The 22854-nt window shown below is 65.4% G+C and carries 22 protein-coding genes; 8 read left to right on the top strand and 14 right to left on the bottom strand.

Annotated elements, in window-relative coordinates; genetic code table 11:
- Positions 1-18: 18 nt before the first annotated feature.
- Positions 19-903: an IclR family transcriptional regulator gene (locus LFL96_RS29915; RefSeq protein WP_281001505.1), complete on the bottom strand. Its 885-nt coding sequence runs from the start codon at positions 901-903 to the stop codon at positions 19-21.
- Between the two features lie 301 nt (positions 904-1204).
- Between LFL96_RS29915 and LFL96_RS29910 the strand changes: the two genes are divergently transcribed.
- The 7 genes from LFL96_RS29910 to LFL96_RS29880 all read left to right on the top strand — a co-directional run bounded on the left by LFL96_RS29910 (position 1205) and on the right by LFL96_RS29880 (position 8337).
- On the top strand, positions 1205-2296 hold the full coding sequence (locus LFL96_RS29910) for an ABC transporter ATP-binding protein (RefSeq protein ID WP_281001504.1): 1092 nt from the start codon (positions 1205-1207) through the stop codon (positions 2294-2296).
- A 127-nt stretch (positions 2297-2423) separates the two neighbouring features.
- Complete coding sequence (locus LFL96_RS29905; protein ID WP_281003896.1) at positions 2424-3245, top strand: ABC transporter permease; 822 nt, start codon at positions 2424-2426, stop codon at positions 3243-3245.
- Between the two features lie 106 nt (positions 3246-3351).
- A complete protein-coding gene (locus tag LFL96_RS29900) occupies positions 3352-4146 on the top strand; it encodes an ABC transporter permease (protein WP_281001503.1) in 795 nt (264 codons plus the stop codon).
- A gap of 125 nt (positions 4147-4271) precedes the next feature.
- On the top strand, positions 4272-4631 hold the full coding sequence (locus tag LFL96_RS29895) for a (2Fe-2S)-binding protein (RefSeq protein WP_281003895.1): 360 nt from the start codon (positions 4272-4274) through the stop codon (positions 4629-4631).
- Positions 4628-6073: an NAD(P)/FAD-dependent oxidoreductase gene (locus LFL96_RS29890; protein WP_281001502.1), complete on the top strand. Its 1446-nt coding sequence runs from the start codon at positions 4628-4630 to the stop codon at positions 6071-6073. The genes LFL96_RS29895 and LFL96_RS29890 overlap by 4 nt, the downstream gene beginning before the upstream one ends.
- A complete protein-coding gene (locus tag LFL96_RS29885; RefSeq protein WP_281001501.1) occupies positions 6066-7259 on the top strand; it encodes an FAD-binding oxidoreductase in 1194 nt (397 codons plus the stop codon). The genes LFL96_RS29890 and LFL96_RS29885 overlap by 8 nt, the downstream gene beginning before the upstream one ends.
- A 31-nt stretch (positions 7260-7290) precedes the next feature.
- A complete protein-coding gene (locus LFL96_RS29880) occupies positions 7291-8337 on the top strand; it encodes an ABC transporter substrate-binding protein (protein ID WP_281001500.1) in 1047 nt (348 codons plus the stop codon).
- A 75-nt stretch (positions 8338-8412) separates the two neighbouring features.
- On the opposite strand, the gene LFL96_RS29875 is transcribed toward LFL96_RS29880, so the two are convergent.
- The 10 genes from LFL96_RS29875 to LFL96_RS29830 form a co-directional block, all read right to left on the bottom strand.
- Positions 8413-8712 carry a hypothetical protein gene (locus LFL96_RS29875; protein ID WP_281001499.1) on the bottom strand — a complete coding sequence of 100 codons (300 nt, stop codon included), beginning with the start codon at positions 8710-8712 and terminating at the stop codon, positions 8413-8415.
- Positions 8713-8825: 113 nt separating this feature from the next.
- Complete coding sequence (panE, locus tag LFL96_RS29870) at positions 8826-9761, bottom strand: 2-dehydropantoate 2-reductase (protein WP_281001498.1); 936 nt, start codon at positions 9759-9761, stop codon at positions 8826-8828.
- A gap of 124 nt (positions 9762-9885) precedes the next feature.
- Positions 9886-10860 (bottom strand): nucleoside hydrolase, encoded by a 975-nt coding sequence (locus LFL96_RS29865; RefSeq protein ID WP_281001497.1) that lies wholly within the window; start codon positions 10858-10860, stop codon positions 9886-9888.
- Entirely contained in the window at positions 10857-11246 is a 390-nt protein-coding gene (locus LFL96_RS29860; protein WP_281001496.1) for a cytidine deaminase, read from the bottom strand. The genes LFL96_RS29865 and LFL96_RS29860 overlap by 4 nt, the downstream gene beginning before the upstream one ends.
- A 16-nt stretch (positions 11247-11262) precedes the next feature.
- On the bottom strand, positions 11263-12540 hold the full coding sequence (locus tag LFL96_RS29855; protein ID WP_281001495.1) for a NupC/NupG family nucleoside CNT transporter: 1278 nt from the start codon (positions 12538-12540) through the stop codon (positions 11263-11265).
- A gap of 139 nt (positions 12541-12679) precedes the next feature.
- Positions 12680-14167: an efflux transporter outer membrane subunit gene (locus LFL96_RS29850; protein WP_281001494.1), complete on the bottom strand. Its 1488-nt coding sequence runs from the start codon at positions 14165-14167 to the stop codon at positions 12680-12682.
- Positions 14168-14177: 10 nt separating this feature from the next.
- The gene (locus LFL96_RS29845) at positions 14178-15767 is read right to left on the bottom strand and encodes a DHA2 family efflux MFS transporter permease subunit (RefSeq protein ID WP_281001493.1); all 1590 of its coding nucleotides are present in this window, start codon (positions 15765-15767) and stop codon (positions 14178-14180) included.
- Positions 15768-15774: 7 nt separating this feature from the next.
- A complete protein-coding gene (locus tag LFL96_RS29840) occupies positions 15775-16890 on the bottom strand; it encodes an HlyD family secretion protein (protein WP_281001492.1) in 1116 nt (371 codons plus the stop codon).
- A gap of 130 nt (positions 16891-17020) precedes the next feature.
- Entirely contained in the window at positions 17021-17473 is a 453-nt protein-coding gene (locus LFL96_RS29835; protein WP_281001491.1) for a MarR family winged helix-turn-helix transcriptional regulator, read from the bottom strand.
- Between the two features lie 148 nt (positions 17474-17621).
- Positions 17622-18044: a MarR family transcriptional regulator gene (locus LFL96_RS29830; RefSeq protein ID WP_281001490.1), complete on the bottom strand. Its 423-nt coding sequence runs from the start codon at positions 18042-18044 to the stop codon at positions 17622-17624.
- Positions 18045-18730: 686 nt separating this feature from the next.
- On the opposite strand from LFL96_RS29830, the gene LFL96_RS29825 reads away from it, so the two are divergent.
- On the top strand, positions 18731-20353 hold the full coding sequence (locus LFL96_RS29825) for a DUF2957 domain-containing protein (RefSeq protein ID WP_281001489.1): 1623 nt from the start codon (positions 18731-18733) through the stop codon (positions 20351-20353).
- Positions 20354-20427: 74 nt separating this feature from the next.
- On the opposite strand, the gene hutG is transcribed toward LFL96_RS29825, so the two are convergent.
- The 3 genes from hutG to LFL96_RS29810 are packed head-to-tail and all read right to left on the bottom strand — an operon-like array spanning position 20428 to position 22843.
- Positions 20428-21396, bottom strand: a complete 969-nt coding sequence (hutG, locus tag LFL96_RS29820) for a formimidoylglutamase (RefSeq protein ID WP_281001488.1) — start codon at positions 21394-21396, stop codon at positions 20428-20430.
- Complete coding sequence (locus LFL96_RS29815; protein ID WP_281001487.1) at positions 21393-22178, bottom strand: amino acid ABC transporter ATP-binding protein; 786 nt, start codon at positions 22176-22178, stop codon at positions 21393-21395. The genes hutG and LFL96_RS29815 overlap by 4 nt, the downstream gene beginning before the upstream one ends.
- Positions 22175-22843 (bottom strand): amino acid ABC transporter permease, encoded by a 669-nt coding sequence (locus LFL96_RS29810; protein ID WP_281001486.1) that lies wholly within the window; start codon positions 22841-22843, stop codon positions 22175-22177. Before LFL96_RS29810 ends, LFL96_RS29815 begins: the two co-directional genes overlap by 4 nt.
- Positions 22844-22854: the final 11 nt, after the last annotated feature.

The following is a 22854-nucleotide window of genomic DNA, read 5'->3' as shown; positions in this document are numbered from 1 at the left end:
GCGCCGCTGCAATCCCCATCATGCATCGCCGGTGATGCGCCCGGTGGTCATCGCGCGCGACAGACCGTGCATCGGCCGGCGCAGCGCGACGTCGAACGGATTGGTTTGCGGGCCGATCGCCTCGGCCTGACGGCGCAGCAACTCGACCACCATCGGCAGACGATCGTCGCCGAGCCGCGCGGCCAGCGTGCCCACGCTCAAGGCCGCCACCGCCACGCCCGTGCGATCCAGAATCGGCACGGCCACCCCCGCCATGCCGTCGAGCACGCCGCTGTTGCGCCCCGCGTAGCCGAGTTGCCGCACACGTTCGATCTCGGTGCGCAAATACACCTCGTCGAGCACGCCATAGCCGCGAATTCGCGGCACGTTGAAGCGGATGATCTCCTCGCGCTCCGCCTCGGGCAGAAACGCGAGAATCGCCAGACTCCCCTGCCCGACGCCCAGCGCCACCCGCCCGCCGATGTCGCCGGTGAACGAGCGGATCGGGAACGGCCCTTCGCAGATGTCCAGACACACCGCGTCGAAACTGCTTTTGACGAGCAGGAAGATCGTATCGCCGAGACTCGCGCACAAGCGCAGCAGCGCCGGCCGGCACAGCGTGCGCATGCCGCTCGGATTGCCCGCCTGCGCGGCGAGCGCGAAGAAGTCGACGCTCAGCCGGTACAGCTTGCTGTTCTCGTCCTGCTCGACGATGCCCTCCGCGATCAGCGCGTGCAGGATGCGGTGCACGGTGCCCTGCGTAAGCCCCACCGCTTTCGCGAGTCGCGTGACGCGCCCGCCGTCGGCCTGCGCTTCCGACAGCGCACGGATCACCGCGAACCCGCGCTCCAGCATGCCGGGACCGGGCGACGCGGCAGCGTCTGCCGTTGCATCCGCGGTATCTCGTTGGGCGGCAGATTTCATTGAGTTCGCTCGCATTTATTTCATTGAGTGGAACACTATAAGATGTTTTATCCGTCAGCGAAATAGTGCACGAAATTCGCCGGTGACGCACTCATACGCTGATTCTTAGGGGTATTCCGGACATCACGGATCGGAACTATTCAAGGCTAATCTCGTAAAACATTTCATCAATCGGAATTTTTCTTAGTTTTATACCGTTGAACGGAATTTGAAATTGACGTCCTGCAATTTGGCTAGCTAGAGTCGGCTCCATCGAGGCAGCAACGCTCGAATCGGCGTCGCAACATCCAAAGGCCAGACCATGTCGTTTCTCACACTCACGGACGTCACGAAATCGTTCGGCGATCTGCATGCAGTCGCGGACGTGAACCTGTCGGTGGAAAAAGGCGAGTTCGTGTCGTTGCTCGGGCCGTCCGGCTGCGGCAAGACCACCACCTTGCAAATGATCGCGGGCTTCGTCGAAACGACGCGCGGGCGCATCACGCTCGACGGCCGCGACATCACGCACATGAAGCCGAATAAGCGCGGCTTGGGCATCGTGTTCCAGAGCTACGCGCTGTTCCCGCACATGAGCGTGGCCGACAACGTCGGCTTCGGCCTGGAGATGCGCAATATCGACAAGGCCGAGCGCAAGGAACGCGTGCGCGAGGCGCTTGCGCTGGTACGGCTCGACGCGCTCGCGCACCGCTTTCCGCGCGAGCTGTCCGGCGGTCAGCGGCAACGCGTGGCGATTGCCCGCGCGATCGTGATCGCGCCGCCGGTGCTGCTGCTCGACGAACCGATGTCGAATCTCGACGCCAAGCTGCGCGAAGACATGCAATTCGAACTGCGCAGCATTCAACGCAAGATCGGCACGACCACGATCATGGTCACGCACGACCAGTCCGAGGCGCTGTCGATCAGCGACCGCGTGGTGGTGATGGAGGCCGGCCGCATCACGCAGATCGACACGCCGTACGAAGCGTACGAGCGCCCGGAAAATCGCTTCGTCTCGCAGTTCATCGGCAAGGCCAACATGCTGCCCGGCACCGTGGTGGCGTGCGACGGCGACGCGATCCGTATCGACCTCGGTCACGATCTCGCGGAAACGGGCCGCACCGCGCAGATGCCGGCGCGCGAACGCGCGGTCGGCGTCGGCGACGCGGTGACCTTGTGCATCCGCCCGGAAAAGTTGCGCCTGTGCGCACCGGACGGCGGCCGCGTGCCGGCCACCGTGACAAGCCGCTTCTTCCTCGGCAGCCAGTGGCTGTACCGGCTCGATAGCCGGCTCGGCGAAGTGCTGGTGTGCTGCCAGAACGAAGGCACCGAGCCGCTGCCGGAAGGCGCGGCAGTCGGCGTCGACTGGAACAGCGACGCGATCCGCTTCATTCAACGGGATGCGCATCATGGCTAGTACGCTTCGCACCGCCGGCCAGGACGACGCGAAGCGCGGCGACGTCGATCGCGGCACCCCGGGCAACGCCGGCCAGACCGGTAACGCGAAGCGCGCGCCGTGGCACGCGTTCCTGCCGCTGTGGGTGATGTGCGCGCCGGCATTCCTGCTGTTCGCGACGCTGGTGCTGGTGCCGCTGCTGATGACGCTGGTGCTGACCTTCTACCGTTTCGATCCGGCGAGCGGCCCCATCGCGGCCTTCCAGTTCGGCAATTACGCGGAAGTGCTGGGCTCCTCGTACTACCACACGATTTTCCTGCGCACCTTCGGCATCGCGTTTCTGGTGACCCTGCTGTGCGTCGCGATCGGCACGCCGGAAGCGTATGTGCTGTCGCGCATGCGCGACCCGTATCGTTCGCTGTTTCTGCTGGTGATCCTCGCGCCGCTGCTGGTGTCGGTGGTGGTGCGCGCGTTCGGCTGGAGCATGCTGCTGAACAGCAATGGCCTCGTGAACCAGGCCTTCGGTCTGTTCGGCCTCGGCCCCTACAAGCTGGAGTACACGACCTTCGCGATCGTCATCGCCCTGGTGCACGTGATGCTGCCGTTCATGGTGATTCCGGTGTGGACCGCGCTGCAGAAGCTCGACCCGCAAACCGAAAACGCCGCGCTGTCGCTGATGGCGTCGCCCGCCACCATGCTGCGCCGTATCGTGTTGCCGCAACTGACGCCGGGCATCCTGTCGGGCAGTCTGATGGTGTTCGGCCTGTCGGCGAGCGCCTTCGCGATTCCCGGTCTGCTCGGCGGACGGCGCCTGAAAGTCGCCGCCACCGCCGTCTACGACGAATTCCTCGGCTCGCTGAACTGGCCGCTCGGCGCGACCATAGCGCTGTTGCTGCTCGTCGCGAATCTGGTGGTGATGCTCACGTATTACCGGGTGCTGGAGCGGCGCTATACGAGAAGCCTCGGCTGACGCCGATGCCGATGCTGCGTCTCGCTTCCCGCGTCGATTCGCCGCAACGGCTCATCCAACGGCTCATTTAGCGGTTCACTTCGTCACCTCATCGGCTGCCCCCATCATGAGAAAGAACGGCCCCATTGCGCTGATTTTCCATACGCTCGTCATCGCGTTCGTGCTCGCGCCGCTCGTGATCGTCGTGCTGGTCGCGTTCACGCCCGACGAAACGCTGACGCTGCCCACGCACGGTCTGTCGCTACGCTGGTTTCGCGCGATCCTGCAATACCCCGACTTCATCTCGGCGTTCTTCAACAGCCTGAAACTGGCGTTCGCGTCGGCCACGCTGTCGCTGATCGTCGCGCTGCCCGCCGCGCTGGCGATCGGCCGCGCGCGCTTTCCGGGGCGCGGCTTTCTCAACGGGTTGCTGCTGTCGCCGCTGGTGATCCCGGGCCTCGTACTCGGCATCGCATTGCTGCGCTTCTTCGCGCTGATCGGCGCGACCGGCTCGTTCGCGTGGCTCGTGCTCGCGCACATGATCATCATCACGCCGTTCGTGATGCGGCTGGTGCTCGCGTCGGTCAGCGGTCTCGACCGCAGCGTCGAACATGCGGCGAACTCGCTCGGCGCGGATGCGTGGACCACGTTCCGCCGCATCACCTTCCCGATGATTCTGCCGGGCATCACCGGCGGCTGGCTGCTGGCCTTCATCAACAGCTTCGACGAATTGACGATGTCGATCTTCGTCACCTCGCCGCAAACCGTCACGTTGCCGGTGCGTATGTACATGTACGCGACCGAATCGATCGATCCGATGATGGCTTCCGTGTCCGCGCTGGTGATCTTCATCACCGGCGGCGCGATGCTGCTGCTCGATCGCGTGTACGGGCTCAACCGCATTCTTATTGGCCAGCATTGATGGCTTTCACCGCATTGATGGCATTCACCGGTTACACGCTTATGTCGTTCGATCCGTCCTCCCCTCCGCCGTCGCCTTCAGCCTCGGGTGCCGCCGCGAATTCGCCGCTCGCGTCGCCTGCCGCGATGACGATCGATTCCGCCGCGCGCGATGCCGACCAGCCGCAATTCGTTCGCGTCGCGGAAATGCGGCGTGAACCGCTGCGCTTCTTTCTCGATGGCCGGGAAGTCGAGGCACTGCAAGGCGACACGCTGCTCACCGCCGTATTGATGCATCAACGCCGCGTGCGCGACAGCGAATTCAGCGGCGCGCCGCGTGCCGGCTTCTGTCTGATCGGCGCCTGCCAGGACTGCTGGATGCGCGGCGAAGACGGCAAGCGTCTGCGCGCGTGCTCGACGCTGGTGACCGAAGGCATGCGCGTCGTGTCGCGATTGCAGGCGCAAACGCCATCGCAACCTCAAGGCAACGCCGGAGCATCGCGATGACGGACGACCGCCGCGTGGTGATCGTCGGTGCGGGACCGGCCGGCGTGCGCGCCGCCGAGACCCTGGTCGCAGCCGGCGTCCGCCCGCTCGTGCTCGACGAAAACGCGCGCTGGGGCGGCCAGATCTATCGGCAGCCGCCGGCGGACGGCGGCTTCCAGCGCACGAAAAAAGAGTTGTACGGTTTCGAGGCGCACAAGGCCGACGCGTTGCATTCGACGATGGCGAAGCTCCTGCCGCAACTCGACTATCGTCCCGACACCCTGGTGTGGGCCTGCGAATCCGCTCACCTCGACACGCTGCACGCGGGCCGCGAAATTCGCGTGCCGTACTCGCATCTGATCGTCGCCAGCGGTGCGACCGATCGTGTCCTGCCGCTACCTGGCTGGACCTTGCCCGGCGTCTACACGCTCGGCGCGGCACAGGTGGCGCTGAAGTCGCAAGGCTGCGCGATCGGCCGGCGCGTGGTGCTGGCCGGCACGGGTCCGTTGCTGTATCTGGTCGCGTATCAGTACGTGAAGGCCGGCGCGCAGGTGGCCGCCGTGCTCGATACCAGCCCGCTGTCGCGCCAGATCGCCGCCGCGCCGAAGCTCGCGCGTCAGCCGTCGACCTTCGCGAAAGGGCTTTACTACGTCGGCTGGCTGAAGACGCGCGGCGTGCGGATCGAACGCGGCGTGACCCTGCTCGGCGTTCGCGGCGAACGGGGCGTGAGCGGCATCGAGTTTCGCGCGCCAGCAGCCGGCTCGCCGGGCGAAACCCTCGCTTGCGACGCGCTCGGCATGAGCTTCGGCCTGAAGCCCGAGACGCAACTCGCCGACCTCGCGGGCTGCCGCTTCCGCTTCGACGCGACCCAGCGCTGCTGGCTGCCCGAACTCGACGCGGCCGGCCGCAGCTCCGTGCCCGGTCTCTATCTTGCCGGCGACGGCGCGGGCATCGCGGGCGCGGACGCCGCCGAACTCGCGGGCCGCCGCGTCGCGCTGGCGCTGCTCGACGATCTGGGCATCGCGCATCCACGGAATACGGACAGGTCCGGCGTGACGTGGGACGCACCCGCACTCGAACGCACACTCAAGCGCATCGCGGTATTCCGCGAAGGGATCGACACCGCGTTCGCGCCGCCCGCGAAATGCGCCGCGCAGTGGCCCGACGACATGCCCGTCTGCCGCTGCGAAGAGATCGACGCGGGCACGTTGCGGCGCTGCATCCGCGGCGGCGAGGCGAGCGAGATCAATCGTCTGAAGGCGCTCACGCGCGTCGGCATGGGCCGCTGCCAGGGACGCATGTGCGGCGAAGCGGCCATGACCCTGCTCGCCGAAGAAACCGGCAAGCCGCTCGCCGACGTTGGCCGTCTGCGCGGTCAGGCGCCCATCAAGCCGATTCCCCTCTCGCCGGAGATGATCGCCGGAGACCTCGCCGAGATTCCCGAGGAGGCGCGCGATGAGTGACACGCAACACTACGATGTCGCGATTGCGGGCGGCGGGCTGGTCGGTTCGTCGGCGGCGTTGGCGCTCGCGCGGCGCGGCTTGCGCGTGGGTCTGTTCGAACGGCGCTATTGCGGCGCGCAGGCGAGCGGCGTGAACTACGGCGGCGTGCGCTGCCAGGGCCGCTCCGCCGAACAGTTGCCGCTCGCGCTGCGCGCGCGGCGTATCTGGGACCGCTTGCCGGAACTGATCGGCATCGACGGCGAATTCACGGTGTCCGGTCATTTGCGGCTCGCGCGCAGCGACGCGGATCTCGCCGCATTGCAGGCGTGGGCCGACATGGCACGCGAGCACGGACTGCACACGCAGTTGCTCGACGGCGCCGCATTCCGCGCGCGCTTTCCGTGGCTGGGCCCGGCGGCCGTGGGCGGCTCGCTGTGCGCGAGCGACGGGCACGCGAATCCGCGCCTCGTGTCGCCCGCGTTCGCACGCGCCGCGCGTGCGGCCGGTGCCGACGTACGCGAGCAAACCGAACTCGGCGATCTGCATCACGACGGCAAACGCTTCCAGATGCGCGCCGGCAATGCACGCATCAGCGCCGACTGGCTGATCAATTCGGCCGGCGCGTGGGCGAACACGGTAGCCGGCTATTTCGGCGAGACCGTGCCGATGAAACCGATCTACCCGAACATGTGGGTCACCGAGCCGCTGCCGCTTTTCATCACGCACAACCTCGGCGTGTACGGCGGCGGCATCTACGCGCGGCAGGTCGCGCGCGGCAATTGCGTGATCGGCGGCGGCCGCGGACACGGCGACGGCGAATACGGCCAGCCTTCCGCCGACACCACCCGCACCGTGATGCGCGACGCCTGCGCGCTGCTGCCCGGGTTGCGCGAGGCGCTGCTGATCCGCACGTGGAGCGGTGTGGAAGGCGAGACCGTGGACAGCAATCCGGTGATCGGCGCGAGCCGCAGCGTGCCGCGTCTGCTGCATGCGTTCGGTTTTTCGGGCGGCGGGTTTCTGCTGGCGCCGGGCGTCGGCGACGTGCTCGCCGATCTCGTGATCGACGGCGTCACGGCCACCCCGCTCGACGCGTTTTCGATCGGGCGGTTTGCCGGAACCGGCAGCGACGCCCTCGCCGGCCTCCATACCCCAACCCATGCCGCTGCTTCATCCGCTCATTCATCCAACCTCTCATCCGCGGCTTGACGTCCGCGCAGCGCTACCCAGGAGCCCCACCATGAAACTGTTCAAGACGATCGCGGCGCTGGCCGCCTTATGCGCATTCGGCGCGGCGACCTCCGCGTGGTCGGAGACCAAAACGATCTACATCGGCATGAACGGCGGCCCGATGGAAAAGATGTACACGAGCCAGGTGCTGCCCGACTTCGAGAAAGCCAACAACGTGAAGGTGGTGGTGGTGCCGGGCACGTCGTCGGACATTCTTGCGAAGCTACTCGCCAACAAGGCCAGCCCGCAGATTCATGTGGTGTTCCTCGACGACGGCGTGATGGCGCGCGCGGTCAGCATGGGCGTGTGCAAGAAGCTCGACGACGCGCCGGTGCTCAAGGAGCTCTACCCGTTCGCGCGCATGAAGGACGACATGGGCGCGGGCGTGCAGCTTGGCATGACCGGCATCGCGTACAACAAGAAGCTGTTTGCCGAGAAAGGCTGGGCGCCGCCCACCTCGTGGATGGATTTCGCCGATCCGAAATACAAGGGCAAGGTGGTGTTCCAGTCGGCCTCGAGCAGCACCTTCGGCCTGCACGGCTTTCTCGCGATCAACCGTCTGATGGGCGGCAGCGAGCAGAACGTCGAACCCGCCTTCACGAAATGGGCGAGCACGGTCGGACCCAACGTGGTCGAGTACGTGCCGAACTCGGCGAAGATTTCCGAAATGGTTCAGACGGGCGAGGCCGGTCTGTTTCCGCTCACCCCGACCGGTGTCAGCGATCTGCAGGACAAGGGCATTCCGGTCGCGTACGTGAATCCGAAGGAAGGGCCGGTGCTGCTGCTGGTCGATCTGTGCGTGGTCAACAACAACCCCGACCCGCAACTCGCGCAGAAGCTCGCGCAATTCCTGCTGTCGGCGCCGGCGCAGACCAAGGCCGCCGAAGCGGGCAAGCAGATTCCGACCAACCGTCTCGCGAAGATGACGCCGCCGATGCAGCAAAGCCTCGGCAATGTCGACGACCTCGTGAAAAAGGTGACGGTGGTGGACTGGGACACGATCAATGCGCACCGCGCGCAGTGGGATACGCGCTGGAACCGGCAGATCGAGCGTTGATCGAGCGTGGAAGGAACGTCGAGGGAAGTGGAGCGAGGGACGCGGCGTAATGCGAAGTCACGCCGCGTCATTTGATCAGAAAACCAGCGACACCCCAACCGCGAGCCAGATCGCGCATACGCCGGCCAGAAACAGATGCCGCGCGATGCGGATGCGGGTGTCGTTGCTCTCCGAATCGACGGGCGTGGTCGCCATCCACGGCACGAGGCCGAGACAGCCGAAGCCGACCAGCGCGATCAGCACGACCATCACGTCGGCGAAACGCCACGTGGTCGGCTCGTACATGCCCCAGTAGCCGAGAAAGACGATCCCGATCGAAAAGATCGTGGCCGACGCGCTGCTGAGCGCCGCCACCGATCCGGATGGACTCGGCATGCTGCACCTCCGAAGTTGGCTAGTGCGATGCGGCCTGCCTCGTCCCTGACGCCGAATGTGGCCGCTGGCCGGTGCCCGGTTACCGGTCGATGCCGGCCGGCAACCGCGTTCGCTCAGGACGTGCGAGCCTGCCTCGCTTCATACGCCTTCAGATGACTATAGGCGATGCGCAGCAACGACAGCGCGTGCTCGCCCTGCTGCGCGTCGCCGCCACGCGCGATCAGATCGCCGAGAATGTGATCCGCCTCGGTATGCGAGTGGTTCTCCACGTCCCGCAGCATCGACGCCGTCAGCGGCGACGGCGTGAACAGCGTCTGCGTGGCGCGCGCCTCGAAGTCGGGGCCCATCGTGAAGCCCTGGTTGGCGGCGACCGCCCGGCATTCGCCGAGCAGCGTCTCGATCACGCGTCTGCCGTCCGGCGCAGCCAGAATATCGCCGACGGCACCCCGCATCAAGCACGTACTGCCCGCCAATGTGGCCAGGAACACCCACTTCTCCCACATGCGCAGCAGAATGTTGTCGCTGACGGCGACGTCGAAATTCGCTCCCGCCATCGCGTCCGAAATCGCCTGGACGCGTGCGGACGCACCGCCCGCCAGTTCGCCGAACGTGATGGCGTGAGACTCGTTCAGATGCACGATCTGCTGCTCGGGGTTCAGCGTCGCGGCGATCACGCACTGACCGCCCAGCACGCGCGCGGCGCCGAACCGCTCGCTCAGCACGTCGATGTGACGCATGCCGTTCAGCAGCGGCAGCACGGCCGTGTTCTCGCCGACGAACGGCGCGAACGAATCGATCGCGTCGTCCAGGCTGTACGCCTTGCAACTGAGCAGCACCACGTCGAACGGTTCGGCGCTCACGCCGGCGAGAATCGTCTTGACGTCGCGCAGCGTGAGGTCGCCGCGCGCGCTGCGGATCACGAGTCCGTCGCGCTGGAGTTTTTCCGCGCGGCCCGGACGCACGAGGAAGGTCACATCCTGGCCTGCCTCGGCGAGCCGTCCGCCGAAGTAACCGCCCACCGCGCCCGCTCCTACAACAAGAATTCGCATCGTTGGTTCCTCGATTGTTGATGCCGCTCGCGCGGCGGCCGTGGCGCCGCGCATCGCATGCAGTGAATGGGCGGAACGCGCCGCGCCTGACGCGACCTGGCGCAACGCGTTCCCCGCGATTGCTTCAAAGCGTACCGAGGATCGTGCTTTCGTACAGCGCCAGCATGCCCGCGACGTCCACGCCGAGACACACCTCGCAGGAAGCACGGCGGTCCCAGTCGGGTGCGGGAACCGGCATCGTCGACGGCTTCTGGATCGTCTGACCTATCGCGATCCCCTCGGTGACCACACGCACCGGCCCGCTGCGCGTGGTGTACAGATGCGGCGCGAGCACGTAAGTCACCGCCGACGAATCGTGCACGTAGATCCCTTCGAGCTGCGCGCTCTCTTCATGGAACGCTTCGTAATGACGCGACACGTCCCACACGAACTGTCCCGCCGCGCCGCCGCGTTCGCGCAGCGACGCCAGATACGCGCGGCTCATGATGGTGCGCTGCGTGACGTCGAGCCCGACGATCGCCACCGGCCAGCCCGCGCCGAAGACGATATCGGCCGCATGCGGGTCGCCGAGAATGTTCGCCTCCGCAGCCGGCGTCACATTGCCGAGCACGCCATCCGTGCCGAATGCGCCGCCCATGATCACCACCTGCTTGACCTGCGTGGCGATGTGCGGATCGTCGGCGAGCGCGAGCGCCAGGTTGGTCAACGGGCCGACGGCCACCAGCGTGACCTCGCCGGGATGCGCGCGCACCGTGTCGATGATGAAACGGTGCGCCGGGCGCTCGTCGAGCGCGGCGGCGGCGTTCATGTCGAGCGCGATATTGCCGAGGCCGTTGTCGCCGTGAATCCACGCCAGCGGCTCGGGCGCCACGCGTGCGAGCGGCGCGGCCGCGCCCTGCGCGACCGGCACGCCTGGCGCGAAACGGCCGGCGAGAAAGCGCGCGTTGCGCGTGGTCGTCTCGATCGTCGCGTTGCCGAACACGCTCGTCAGACCGAGCAGTTCGATATCCGGATGCAACGCCTGGAATACCAGCGCCATCGCGTCGTCCACACCCGGGTCGGTGTCGTAGATGACCTTGTGCCTGCTTGCCGGGCTCATAGGTAGAACGCGTCCGGCAGTTGTTCGCGCGCGGTGGTGTCACGCGTCGCGCCGTGCAGATTACCGAGTCGGATCGGCAGGTCCGGACCACCCAGTTCGATGATCACCTGGCGGCATGCGCCGCATGGCGCGATCGGTCCGTCGGTGTCGCCGATCACGGCCAGCGCGGCGAACTGATCGCGCTGATAGCCGGCCGCGATCGCGCTGAAAAACGCGGTGCGTTCCGCGCAATTGCACAAACCGTACGACGCGTTCTCGACATTGCAGCCGTCGAATACCGTGCCGTCCTTCGTCAGCAACGCGGCGCCGACCCTGAATTTCGAGTACGGCGCGTAGGCCTTTTCTCGCGCGACGCCCGCGCGTTCCAGCAGTTGTTCCATCTTCATCCAGCCAATCCTCGCTTCAATGCAGCGTAATGAACATGCCCGCGATGGTCGCGCTCATCAGGTTCGAGAGCGTGCCCGCCAGCACGACACGCAGGCCGTAGCGCGCGACTTCGGCGCGGCGTTCGGGCGCGACGGCGCTGAACCCGCCCGTCAGCACCGCGATTGACGAAAAATTCGCGAAGCCGCACAACGCAAACGACAGGATTGCAATGGTACGCGGATCGAGCGCCTGCAGGCCAGCCGCCGTGACGCTGGCAGCGTCCTTCAGATACGGCGACAGCGAAGCGTAAGCGACGAACTCGTTGAGAATCACCTTCTGGCCGAGAAAATTCCCCGCGATCACCGCCTCGTTCCATGGCACGCCGATCAGATACGCGAGCGGCGCGAACACCATGCCGAGGATCGACTGCATCGACAGATCCGGATGCCCGAACCAGCCGCCGATGCCGCCGACAATCCCATTGAGCAGCGCGATCAGACTGACGAAAGCGATCAGCATCGCGCCGACCATCACCGCGATTTTCAGGCCGACGGTGGCGCCCGACGTCACGGCTTCGATCACATTGGTGGGCCGCTTCTCGTCGAAGTTCAGATGCTGCAGCTGCACGCGGCTCGGTTCGGTGCTCGGGTGAATGATCTTCGCGAACAGCAGCCCGCCCGGCACCGCCATGAACGACGCGGCGAGCAAATAGTCGACCCGCACGCCGAGCCCCGCGTAGCCTGCCAGCACCGAGCCCGCCACCGCCGCCATGCCGCTCGACATCACCGCGAACAGTTCGGCGCCGGTCATGTCGCGCGCGAACGGTTTGACCACCGCGGGCATTTCGCTCTGGCCGAGAAAGATCGTGGTGACCGCGGAAAACGATTCGAGCTTGGACACGCCCAGCAGCTTCTGGAACACCGTGCCGAGCACCAGCACGATCCAGCGCATCACGCCGAGGTAGTACAGCACGGCGATCAGCGCGGTCACGAAGATGATGGCCGGCAGCACGCGCACGGCGAACACGAAGCCGCCGTCGCCGAACACCTGGAACATCTTCGGCTGAACGAGGCCGCCGAACAGGAACTCGATGCCGGCGTTGCCGTAGGCGAGCACGTGATTCACGCCGGACGCGGCGGCGTCGAGAATCGACTTGCCGACCGGCACGAACAGAATGAAGGCGCCGATGCCGATCTGCGTGAGCAGCGCGGCGATCACGGTGCGCAAGCGGATCGCGCGCCGGTTGGCGGAGAAGAGATACGCGATGAACAACAGGACGGCAATACCGAGGAGGTTTCGTGCGATGAGTGCCATGTCTCGTGACGTTCTTGTGAAAGTGGCACAGATGCTAAACGAAACCGGCGGTAGATAAAAAGGTTTTGCAGCGCGCGGCGCGCGCGTGCTCACGAAAGCGGCACGCGTCGATGCGGGGTGCATGCTTCTCTCCCGCCGCTCAGTTGTTCGACGATACGGCCGTGACGGCCGTGACGGCCGTCACGGACGCGGGCGTACCCGGCGTATCGGGCGTGTCGGGCGTGTCGTGCGCATCCCATCCGCCGCCCAGCGAGCGGTACAACGCGACCGCCGCGAGCGCATGCTCGCGTTTCGCCTGGTTCAACGACTCCGAGTCGCGCAGATACACCTCCTGCGCGGTCAGCACGTCGAGGAAACTCGACGCGCCGTTCTTGTACAGCTCCGTCGACAGCTTCAGCGCGTGGTTCGACGCGTCGAGCGCGCCGCCCAGACGTTGCACCTGCACGGAACCGCTGACCAGATCGCTGCGGTTGTCCTCGATTTCCTTCAGCGCCTGAAGCAGGGTCTGCTGCAAACCGAGTTGCGATTCGCGCATGCGGCTCTCGCTCGCGTCGATATTCGCGGTGATGCGGCCCGCGTTGAAGATCGGGCTCGTCGCGCTCAACGCCGCGCTGAACAGGTTGTCGGTCAAGGTCGGCAAACCGAGGTACGACGAAGCGAGCAGGCCGTCGGCGAGATCGAGGCGGAATTGCGGATAGCGCTGCGCGCGCGACACGCCCACTTCGGCGGCGCGTTGTTCGACCGTCGCATACGCGGTGCGGACGTCGGGCCGCTTCAGCAATGCTTCGGAAGGCAACATGCGCGGCACGCTTTGCGCCGGCGTCGGAATGTCGTGCGCGTCGGCGAGCAGCAACGCATCGACGCTTTCCGGCGTACGGCCCGAATACACCGCGATCAGACTCAACTGATGCTGCACGGTGGATTGCATGCGCGGAATCTGCGCCTGCAGATCCTGTAACTGGTTCTGCGCGCGCGAGACGTCGAGTTGCGTCGCCAGGCCGTAGTGCAATTGCTGCTGCGTGAGCTTCAGCGCGCGGGCGCGAATCTGTTCGTTCTCGCTGAGAATCTGCAATTGCGCCTGCGCCCAGCGCAGATCGATATACGCCGCCGCCGTGTTGGCCGCGAGCGCGAGCCGCACCTGATTCAACGCTGCCTGACGGCCCGACACCTGCGCCTGCGCCGCGAGCACGGCGAGGCGTTCGCCGCCGAATACGTCGGGCGTCCAGCTCGCCGTGACACCGGCGCCGGCCTGACGCACATAGCCGAGCGGCGGCGGCGTGTTCTGCCGCGAGTCGGCGGCAGTCGCGCTCGCGTTCAGTTCGGGCAGCAGGGCCGCGCGGTTTTGCGTCGCCAGATCCTGCGCCTGCCGGACGCGCTCCATCGCGGCCTGCACGTCGAGATTGCCGGTCAGCACCGACTCGACGAGGCGATGCATCGCCGGATCGCCGAATTGCGCCCACCACGCGTCGGCGCTCACACTGTCTTGCGGCGCGTCGACGTTCCAGCTTTCCGGCGCGACGGTCTTCACCGTCTGCGGCAGATCCGCGTGCGTGGCCGGTTGAACCGCGCAGGCCGCGAGCGTCAGCAGGGCGGCGCTCGCGAGGAGTTTGACTACGATCGGTTTCATGTTGAATTCCTCAGTGAGCGTCGGGCGGCGGCGCGGAATTGCCGAACGGGCGCGAGAACAGCACGCTCAGCAAGCCGACCACGAAACACATCGACAGCGCGTAAAACGTATCGGAGAAGGTCAGCACCAGCGCTTCGCGCAATAGCACCGCGTGCAATGCGCCGAGCCCTGCATTGGCGGCGTTCAAGGCATCGCCGCCGACCGCCGCGAAGTGCGCGGCCTGTTGCTGCAGAATCGCTTCGAGCGCCGGACGACCGGCGTTCAGATGTTCGTCGAGCCGCTCGTAATGCAGGTTCAGGCGGTCGTTGAGCATCGTGCTGCTGACCGCGATGCCGATCGCGCCGCCGAGATTGCGCATCAGGTTGAACAGGCCGCTCGCGGAGCGCAGCCGCGACATCGGCAGCGACCCGAGCGCCATCGTCACGATGGGCGGAATGCAGAACTGCTGGCCGATGCCGCGCAGCGCCTGCGGAATCAGCAGCTCCTGCCAGCCCCACTGATTGGTCAGCGGCACGTACAGATAACAGCCCACGCCGAACAGCACGAGGCCGAACACCAGCAGCAGCCGCATGTCGACCACGCGTGCGAGCAGCGAATACGCGACCATCGCGAGCAACTGGAAACAGCCGACCGACAGCAACGCGACGCCGATCTGCAACGAGTCGAAACCGCGCACGCGCGACAGGAACACGGGCGTGAGAAACACCGCGCAGAAAATCCCGATGCCGGTGATGAACGACAGCAGGCTGCCGATACCGAAGTTGCGGATCGCCAGCGCGCGCAGATCGACGATCGGTTCCTTCGCGGTGAACGCATGCACGATGAACAGAAAGCCGCAGATCGCCGACACCCAGGTGCAGAACACGATCGCGTCGTCGCCGAACCAGTTCTTGCGCGGGCCTTCTTCCAGCACGTATTCGAGGCAGCCGAGGAAACCGGACATCAGCAGAATGCCAAGGTAATCGCCCTTCTTCAACAGCGACAGATCGACGTTATCGAAGTGCACGTACTTCGGCACCATCAGCGTGACGGCGACGCCCGGCACGAGGTTCAGATAGAACAGCCAGTGCCACGACCATTGCGACGTGATCCAGCCGCCGATCACCGGGCCCACCGTCGGCGCCAGCGTGGCGAGCGCGCTGATCGTGGTGGACGCGATCAGCCGCTGCTTGCCGGGGAACAGCACGAAGGCGGTCGTGAACACGGTCGGGATCATCGCGGCGCCGAGCGCGCCCTGCAAGCCGCGGAACAGGATCATCGAGTTGATGTCCCACGCGAGGCCGCACAGCATGCTGGTGACGGTGAAGCCCAGCGCGGAGAAGGCGAAAACCCAGCGCGTGGAGAACACGCGGGTCAGCCAGCCGGACATCGGAATCACCAGAATCTCGGCGATCAGGTAGGAGGTCTGCACCCACGAAAGTTCGTCCTGACTCGCGGACAAACCGCCGCCGATGTCCTTAAGCGACGACGCCACGATCTGGATGTCGAGCGTCGCCATGAAGAAGCCGATGCACATCAGCGTGAAGGCCAGCACCTTGGTGCGGGTCGGCAGGTCGGCGGGGTTCGCCGGGACGGCGGGATTGGCGAGGGCGGAATTCATGATCGGCTTATCCGCGGGCCGGCGTTTGACCGTTGGCGCCGGCATCGGCATCGACGTGCACCTTCACCGTCGCCGAGAGGCCGGGACGCAGCACGCCCTGCATGTCCTTCGGCACGTCCAGACGCACCCGCACCGGCACGCGCTGCACGATCTTCGTGAAGTTGCCGGTGGCGTTCTCGGCGGGCAGCACGCTGAAGGTCGCGCCGGTGGCCGGCGCGAGGCTTTCCACCACGCCGTGCAGCCGCTTGCTCGATGCGTCGAGCGCGACGTCCACGCTGTCGCCCACGTGCATCTTCTTCAACTGGTCTTCCTTGAAGTTGGCGTCGACCCACAGGCCGCTCGCGGGCACCACGGTCAGCAGCGATACGCCCGTGTTGGCCAGCAGCCCCACGCGCGCGGTGCGATTGCCGACATAGCCGTCGATCGGCGAGCGGATCGTCGTGTACTCGACGTTCAGCGCCGCGACGCGCTGCGCGGCCTGGGCGGTGGCGACGCGCGCCTGGGCGTCGCCGATCTGCGCGTCGAGCACCGCGATCTGGCGTTGCGCGGCGATCAGCGCGGCGCTGCTGCGATCGACCGCGGCGTGCGCCTTGGTCAGATCCGCGTCCGCGCGTTCGACCACCTGGTTCGAGACCGCGTCGTCCTTCACGAGGGCGCGGTAACGTGTCTGGTCGGCGGCCGTGCGCGTCAGGTCGGCGCCCGACGCGCGCACCTCGGCGGCCTGCTCGTTGATGGTCGCGAGTTGCAGGGTCTTCTTCGCCTGCAATTCGATCACCGACGCCTGCGCGCTTTCCACTTCCGCGCTGGCCTGCGCGAGGCGCGCGTCGTAATCGCGCGAATCGAGGCGGATCAACACCTGGTTCGCGTGCACGAACTGGTTGTCGCGCACTAGCACCTCCGTCACGAAACCGTTGACCTTCGGCGCCATCACGGTGACGTCGCCGCCCACATAGGCATCGTCGGTCGTCTCGACGAAACGGCCGACAAAGAACCAGTACGACGCCGCCAGCGCGAGCACGGCCAGCACCGTGAGCACCGCGAGCAGCATCCAGGGAATGCGTCGCGCCGGTTTGGCGGTCTGCGCCGCGCTGGGTGGCGCGATGGTCGAAGGAGTTGTGGACATGGTGTCGATATGTGCGTATGCACTCGTCAGATTGAAAAAAACGGCGCGTTGCTATTGCGCCGGCTGTGCGTGGTTAAAGGTGATGCGAGCTGTGTTCAGGCTGTGTGTTTAGAGCGTGTCCGGATCGTATTCATCCGCTGCCGTCGACGGGAACGGGAACGGGTGGCAGTTCCTGCGTGATCGCGAACAACTCGCTGCGCAGCGCCGCCGCCCGCTGTTCGCCGAAGCGGTGTTCGAATTCGGCTTGCGCCGCGTACCAATGCGAGCGGCCGGCGCTCAGCCGCTCCTCGCCCGCCGCGGTCAACGCGATCCGCAGGGCTCGCGCGTCCGCGCCGAGCGCGTCGCTCGACACCAGGCCGTTGCGGCGCAACGGCTGAATCGTGCGGACCAGCGTGGTGCGCTGCATCCGCATCGCTTCGGCCATCTGCTTCATCGACATCGGACCGGTGCGCTTCAGGCGCCCCAGCAGCGAAAACTGCGTGATGGTTAGCCCGACGTTCGACAGATGCCGGTCGTACAGTTGCGACACGTAGCGGGCAGCCTGGCGGATCGCGAAACAGTCGTCGTCGAAGAGCCCTTCCATTGCTGCACTTCCTTGTTCGTGAGTGCGTATGCACATATCAGGATGCACCGTTGCCCGTTCAAACGGGTCGATGCGCTGACCGCTTAAATTCGATGCTCAGGTTCGTGACCTGGTTTCGTCACTCAGTTACGTCACTCAGTTCCGTCACTCACCCGGTGATGCTGAACAACTCGCTGCGCAGCGCCTTCGCGCGCCCATGTCCGAACTGCTTCTCGAACTCGTCCTGCGCCGCGCGCCACGCCACCGCAGCCTGGTCGAACGTCGTCTCGCCCTGCTCCGTCAGACTGAACAGAAACGTGCGGCCGTCATGCTCGGCCGCCTCGGCGACCACCAGACCGTCGCGCTGCAACGGCTTCATCGCGCGGACCAGCGTGGTGCGCTCCATGACCATGGCATCCGCCAGATCCGCCATCGGCAAATTGGGTGCGCGCGCAAGCTTGGCCAGAATGGTGAACTGCGCAGCCGTCAACCCCACGCCGCTCAGATGGCGCTCGTAGATTTGCGTGACGTGCCGTGCCGCCTGGCGCAGCGCGAAGCAATTGCATTCGTCGTAAGAGAGTGGGCGATTCATGCGATGCAGTTTATGTGTGCATACGCACAGAGTCAAGGAGAAATTTATTCGGCATGCCACTCGACGCGTCGGCAATCTGTACCGGCTGGTAGAACGCCGAACCATACGTGTGTTTGAATTCTCGCCGCGAGGCCCCACCACACGGCGCGAAAGCTGATTGCATGGGTTTGGATTGGCGCCACTATATACAAGTCCGAAGTGGCGGCTTAATGTTCAGCCGCAACCATTAAATCTAATAACAGGCCACGGAGACATTAATGCCATTCCAGATAGTCAGCGCGCATAGCGTGATGCCATTTGCATGCGCCCATTCGATTCACGGCATTAACGACATCGACACCGCGTTCAAGCTCCACGGTTCGGCATAGTATCCGGCGAGGTTTTCCGATTGACGGGACCGGCCGGCGTGCCATGCCTCGAAGCGGACCCGGGGCAATTCGCGCAAGGCGTGGGGGTTTAATCAAGGCGGATATTTAGTTTGATGCAACGCAATAACCCATCCATCCGACCCGACGTGATTGAGTTGATTTTCGCTGAGCGCGGACAAGCCAGAATGCAAAAACCGGCCAGCCGGAATGCGCGTCGATGATTGCACCGATATACGGACGACAGTATCTGCGTGACGATGGCGCACTTTAAAATCGCGCACATTAAATAACGAACGACGACTGACGAGGAGACAAAGAATGGCGTTCAAAATATGGGCAGGCTCATCCGCTTCGACACTGACGGGCGCGCTTGCGCTATCCGTGGTGCTGGCCGCATGCGGCGGCGGCAAGGCGGACACGCCGGGCGCGGTCGCCGTGCCGCAATGCTCGGGCAGCAGCTGCCCGGCGCAGGGTCAGCCGCCCAGCACGCAACCCGTCACGGCCCAGCTGTGCCCCTCCTCGCTCGATTACTCGACCACCTACACCGGCGGCTCGGGCAGCGGCGAATACATCAAGATGCAGTTCAATTCGGCGACCAAGAAGTATCAGATGACCTTCGTCGAATCGGCGGTGCCCAGCTCCGTCGGTCAGGTCAACGTCACGCGCGCCGGCCTGACGATCACCGGCGACTACGACAATCCGAGCGGCGCATTCGCGCTGCCGACCGCCGAACAGAACCGCTGCGCGATCGTGCTGAAGAACGGCGCGACCGCCGACGGCACGTATAGCGTGACCATCAACCCGGCGGACCCGCCGATCCTGTTCGTCGGCCAGGGCATTATCGGCGGCGGCATTCCAGGCGCGACGATCCAGTTTGCCGGCGTGACGTCGCTCGGTTTTCCGATCGGCGTGGTGCCGCAACGCACGTTCGACTCGTACCCGTTCCTTGGCTTCAGCGAGACCGTCACCGACTTCACGCAGGTGGCCGGCGCGTATAACGAAGTCGGCTTCCGCATGAATCCCGAAGGCAATCCCGCCCAGGGCACGGACGGCCTGACGACCACCGGCTGGGCGCCGCAAGCCGTGCAGGCGAGCGAAACGCTGAACGCGGACGGCACCTGTACGCCGGATTCGTCGCCGTACTCGTGCACGCTCACCGGCGCGCCGTGGACGCTGCGCACCAATGCCGACGGCTCGCCCGACAACGTGTTCATCAGCAAGGTGAGCCCGACGTCGCCGAACATGGGCTATCCGGTGGCCGGCGTCGGCGTGTTGCAGTTGCTGTTCTCGCCGAGTCAGGCGCACGGCATCATGATCGTCGGCAAGGTGAACAACCAGTTGGTGCCGGTGATGATCCGCGTCGGCTACGCACATACCGACAACAATCCGGTCAACATCCTGAACAACGCGCTCGACGATCAGCTCGGCATCTCGCTGCTGGCGCCCGCCACCAAAGTGGATGCAAGCACGGGGCTGAAAGGCGGTTACATCGGTGCGAACAGCGCTTCGGCCTGCGCGCTCGTCACGACCATCGGTCAAAGCCCGAATCCGATCTACGTGAACGGTCAGCCGATCTACGCGGCGTCGGGCACCTGTACCGACGGCAGCGCGTCGTTCAATCCGGGCGTGAATTACGGCGCAACCTTGTTCCAGAGTCCGGCGGCGGCGTTGCTCAATCCGTTCACGTCGTCGGTGTCGAGCAACTTCTCGCTCGACTTCACGCAGACGCAGCCGGGCCTCGTCAACGTGACCGCCACCAAGGCATTGATGTCGGGCAGCACGGCGCTCTATAACGTCGGCGATACCGGCGTGATGGTGAAGGTCGGCCCCGTGTACGGCCTGCTGATGAACGGCATCAACCCGACCTTCACGACCAACGATCCGGCGAACAACATCGGCAAGGTGAATCCGTATCTGTCGATCGGCGCGTTCGTGGAATAAGCGCGCGGTGCGGGAAAAGTAAAACGGCTCGCCGGAGTGATCCGGCGAGCCGTTCTGTTTCAGGACAACCGGTATCAAAGCAACCGGTATGCAAGCCGCGCGGCCGCCCTCGCCGTGCGCTTGTCCTGATCGAGCGAGGGGTTGTACTCCGCGATATCCGCCACACGCAGCTTGCCGGACGCGCGCACGCGCTGCACCATCGCCTCGACTACCGACAGGGGCACACCCAGGGCCGCGGGCGCCGAAACGCCAGGCGCAGTCGCGGCGGGCAGCACGTCGAGGTCGATGGTCAGATAGACATCGTCCGCCGCATCGAGCAAGGTCTGCAGATCGATCAGACGCTGCGGCAGGTGCACGTCCTGCATGTCGGTATCGAGCACGTAGTGCACGCCGAGTTCGACCGCATGCGCGAACAGCGAAGCGGTATTGCCCAGATCGCTGATGCCGAAGCACACGTAGTTGAACGGCACGCCGCGTTCGGCGCAATCGTCGGCGATCTGATCGAACGGCGTACCCGAATTCGCCGGACGCTTGCGGCGCAGGTCGAAATGCGCGTCGAAGTTGATGATCAGCAACTCGCGCGAGGCGACGAAGGTCGCATCCGCGATCGCCTTGCGTTCCTGATGCAGACGCAAACCGCAGTATGTCCCCCACGCAACCTCGTGGCCGCCGCCGAATACCAGCGGTCGCGCGCCGCTCGCCAGCACCTCGCCGACCACGCCGGCCAGCTCGGCCTGCGCGCCTTCGAGATCGCCGTCGTCGCAGACCACATCGCCGGCATCGGCGAGCGAGGTCAGCGCCAGCTTGGCCGGCAGACCCGCCAGCACGCGCCGCAATTCCTTCGGCGCGTGCGCGGCGCCGGTACGGCCTTGATTACGGCGCACGCCTTCATCGGAGCCGAAACCGACGATCACCGGCGTGTCATCGCAAACCTGAACGCCGTCGCCGAACGGCACGACCTGATTGAAAACCCGCCGCGTGTCGCCCGGTTCGCCGTCGTCGACGCGACCGGACCACAGCTTGTCATCGAAAGGAACTCTCATGCTCGCGACAGCACGGCCTGCAGGAAAGCGCGCGTGCGCGGCTGCGTCGGCGCCGAGAAGATCTCGGCGGGCGGCCCGGCTTCGACGATCACGCCGCCGTCCATCACCACGACCACGTCGGCGACTTCCTTCGCAAAGCCCATTTCGTGCGTGACGACCACCATCGTCATGCCTTCGCTCGCGAGCAGCTTCATCACCTGCAGTACTTCACCGACCAGTTCCGGGTCCAGCGCCGACGTCGGTTCGTCGAACAGCATCACGCGCGGCTGCATGGCCAGTGCGCGCGCAATCGCCACGCGTTGCTTCTGACCGCCCGACAGACTCGCCGGCATCACATTCGCCTTGTGCGCGAGCCCGACCTTTTCGAGCAGCGCGAGCGCGGCGGCTTCCGCATCGGCCTTGCTGGCGCCACGCAACATGCGCGGGCCGACGGTGATGTTATGCAGCACCGACAGATGCGGAAACAGGTTGAACGACTGGAACACCATGCCGACTTCGGTGCGCAGCGCGTTCAGCGAGCGGTCCTTGAGCATCGCGCCATGATCGACCAGCCGGTGCCCGCAGATATCGATCGTGCCGCCTTCCGCCTCTTCGAGGCCGTTGCAGCAGCGCAGAAAAGTACTCTTGCCCGAGCCGCTCGGTCCGATCACGACCACGACCTGCTGCGGCTGGATATCGAAATCGATGCCGTTGAGCACGGTGTGCGTGCCGAACGATTTGGTCAGCCCACGAATGCTGACGATGGGGCCATTCGTCTGGGCCGCCGTATTCACGGTATTCATTGCACCATCCCTCCTGCACGCAAACGACGCTCGACGCGATGCAGCGCGTAATTGGTCGCCTGCGTCAACACCAGATAAACCAGCGCGATGGCCAGATACACTTCCAGCGAGCGATACGACACGCTGATGATCTTCTGGCCTTCGTGCATCAGATCGTCGATCGTCAACAGCGACACCAGCGCCGAGTTCTTGATCAACGCGATGAACTCGTTGCCGAGCGGCGGAATCATCCGCACGATCGCCTGCGGCAGAATGATCGCGCGCATCGCCTGGCCGGACGACATACCGATCGAACGCGCGGCTTCCATCTGCCCGCGATCCACCGACTGGATCGCGCCGCGCACGATCTCCGACACATAGGCCGCCGAGTACAAACCCAACCCGAGCATCCCGCAGACGAAAGCGGGCAGCAGGATGCCGAACTGCGGCAAACCGAAGAACAGCAGAAACAGTTGCACCAGCAACGGCGTGCCGCGGAAGAACGTCAGGTAGGCCGTGCAGAAGCCGTACACCACGCGCCGCTGCTGCGACAGCCGGCCGATGCCGATCAGCAGACCCAGCACGCAACTGAGTGCGAGCGACGCGGCGGTCACTTCGACCGTCACGAGCGCGCCGTGCATGATGTCTGTCCAGCCGGCGAGGACCGGCGAAAAATCAAGTGCCATGATGTTGACTC

It is taken from the genome of Paraburkholderia sp. D15, assembly GCF_029910215.1.
Lineage (GTDB): Bacteria > Pseudomonadota > Gammaproteobacteria > Burkholderiales > Burkholderiaceae > Paraburkholderia.
This window is presented reverse-complemented; position numbering and strand designations above follow the sequence as displayed.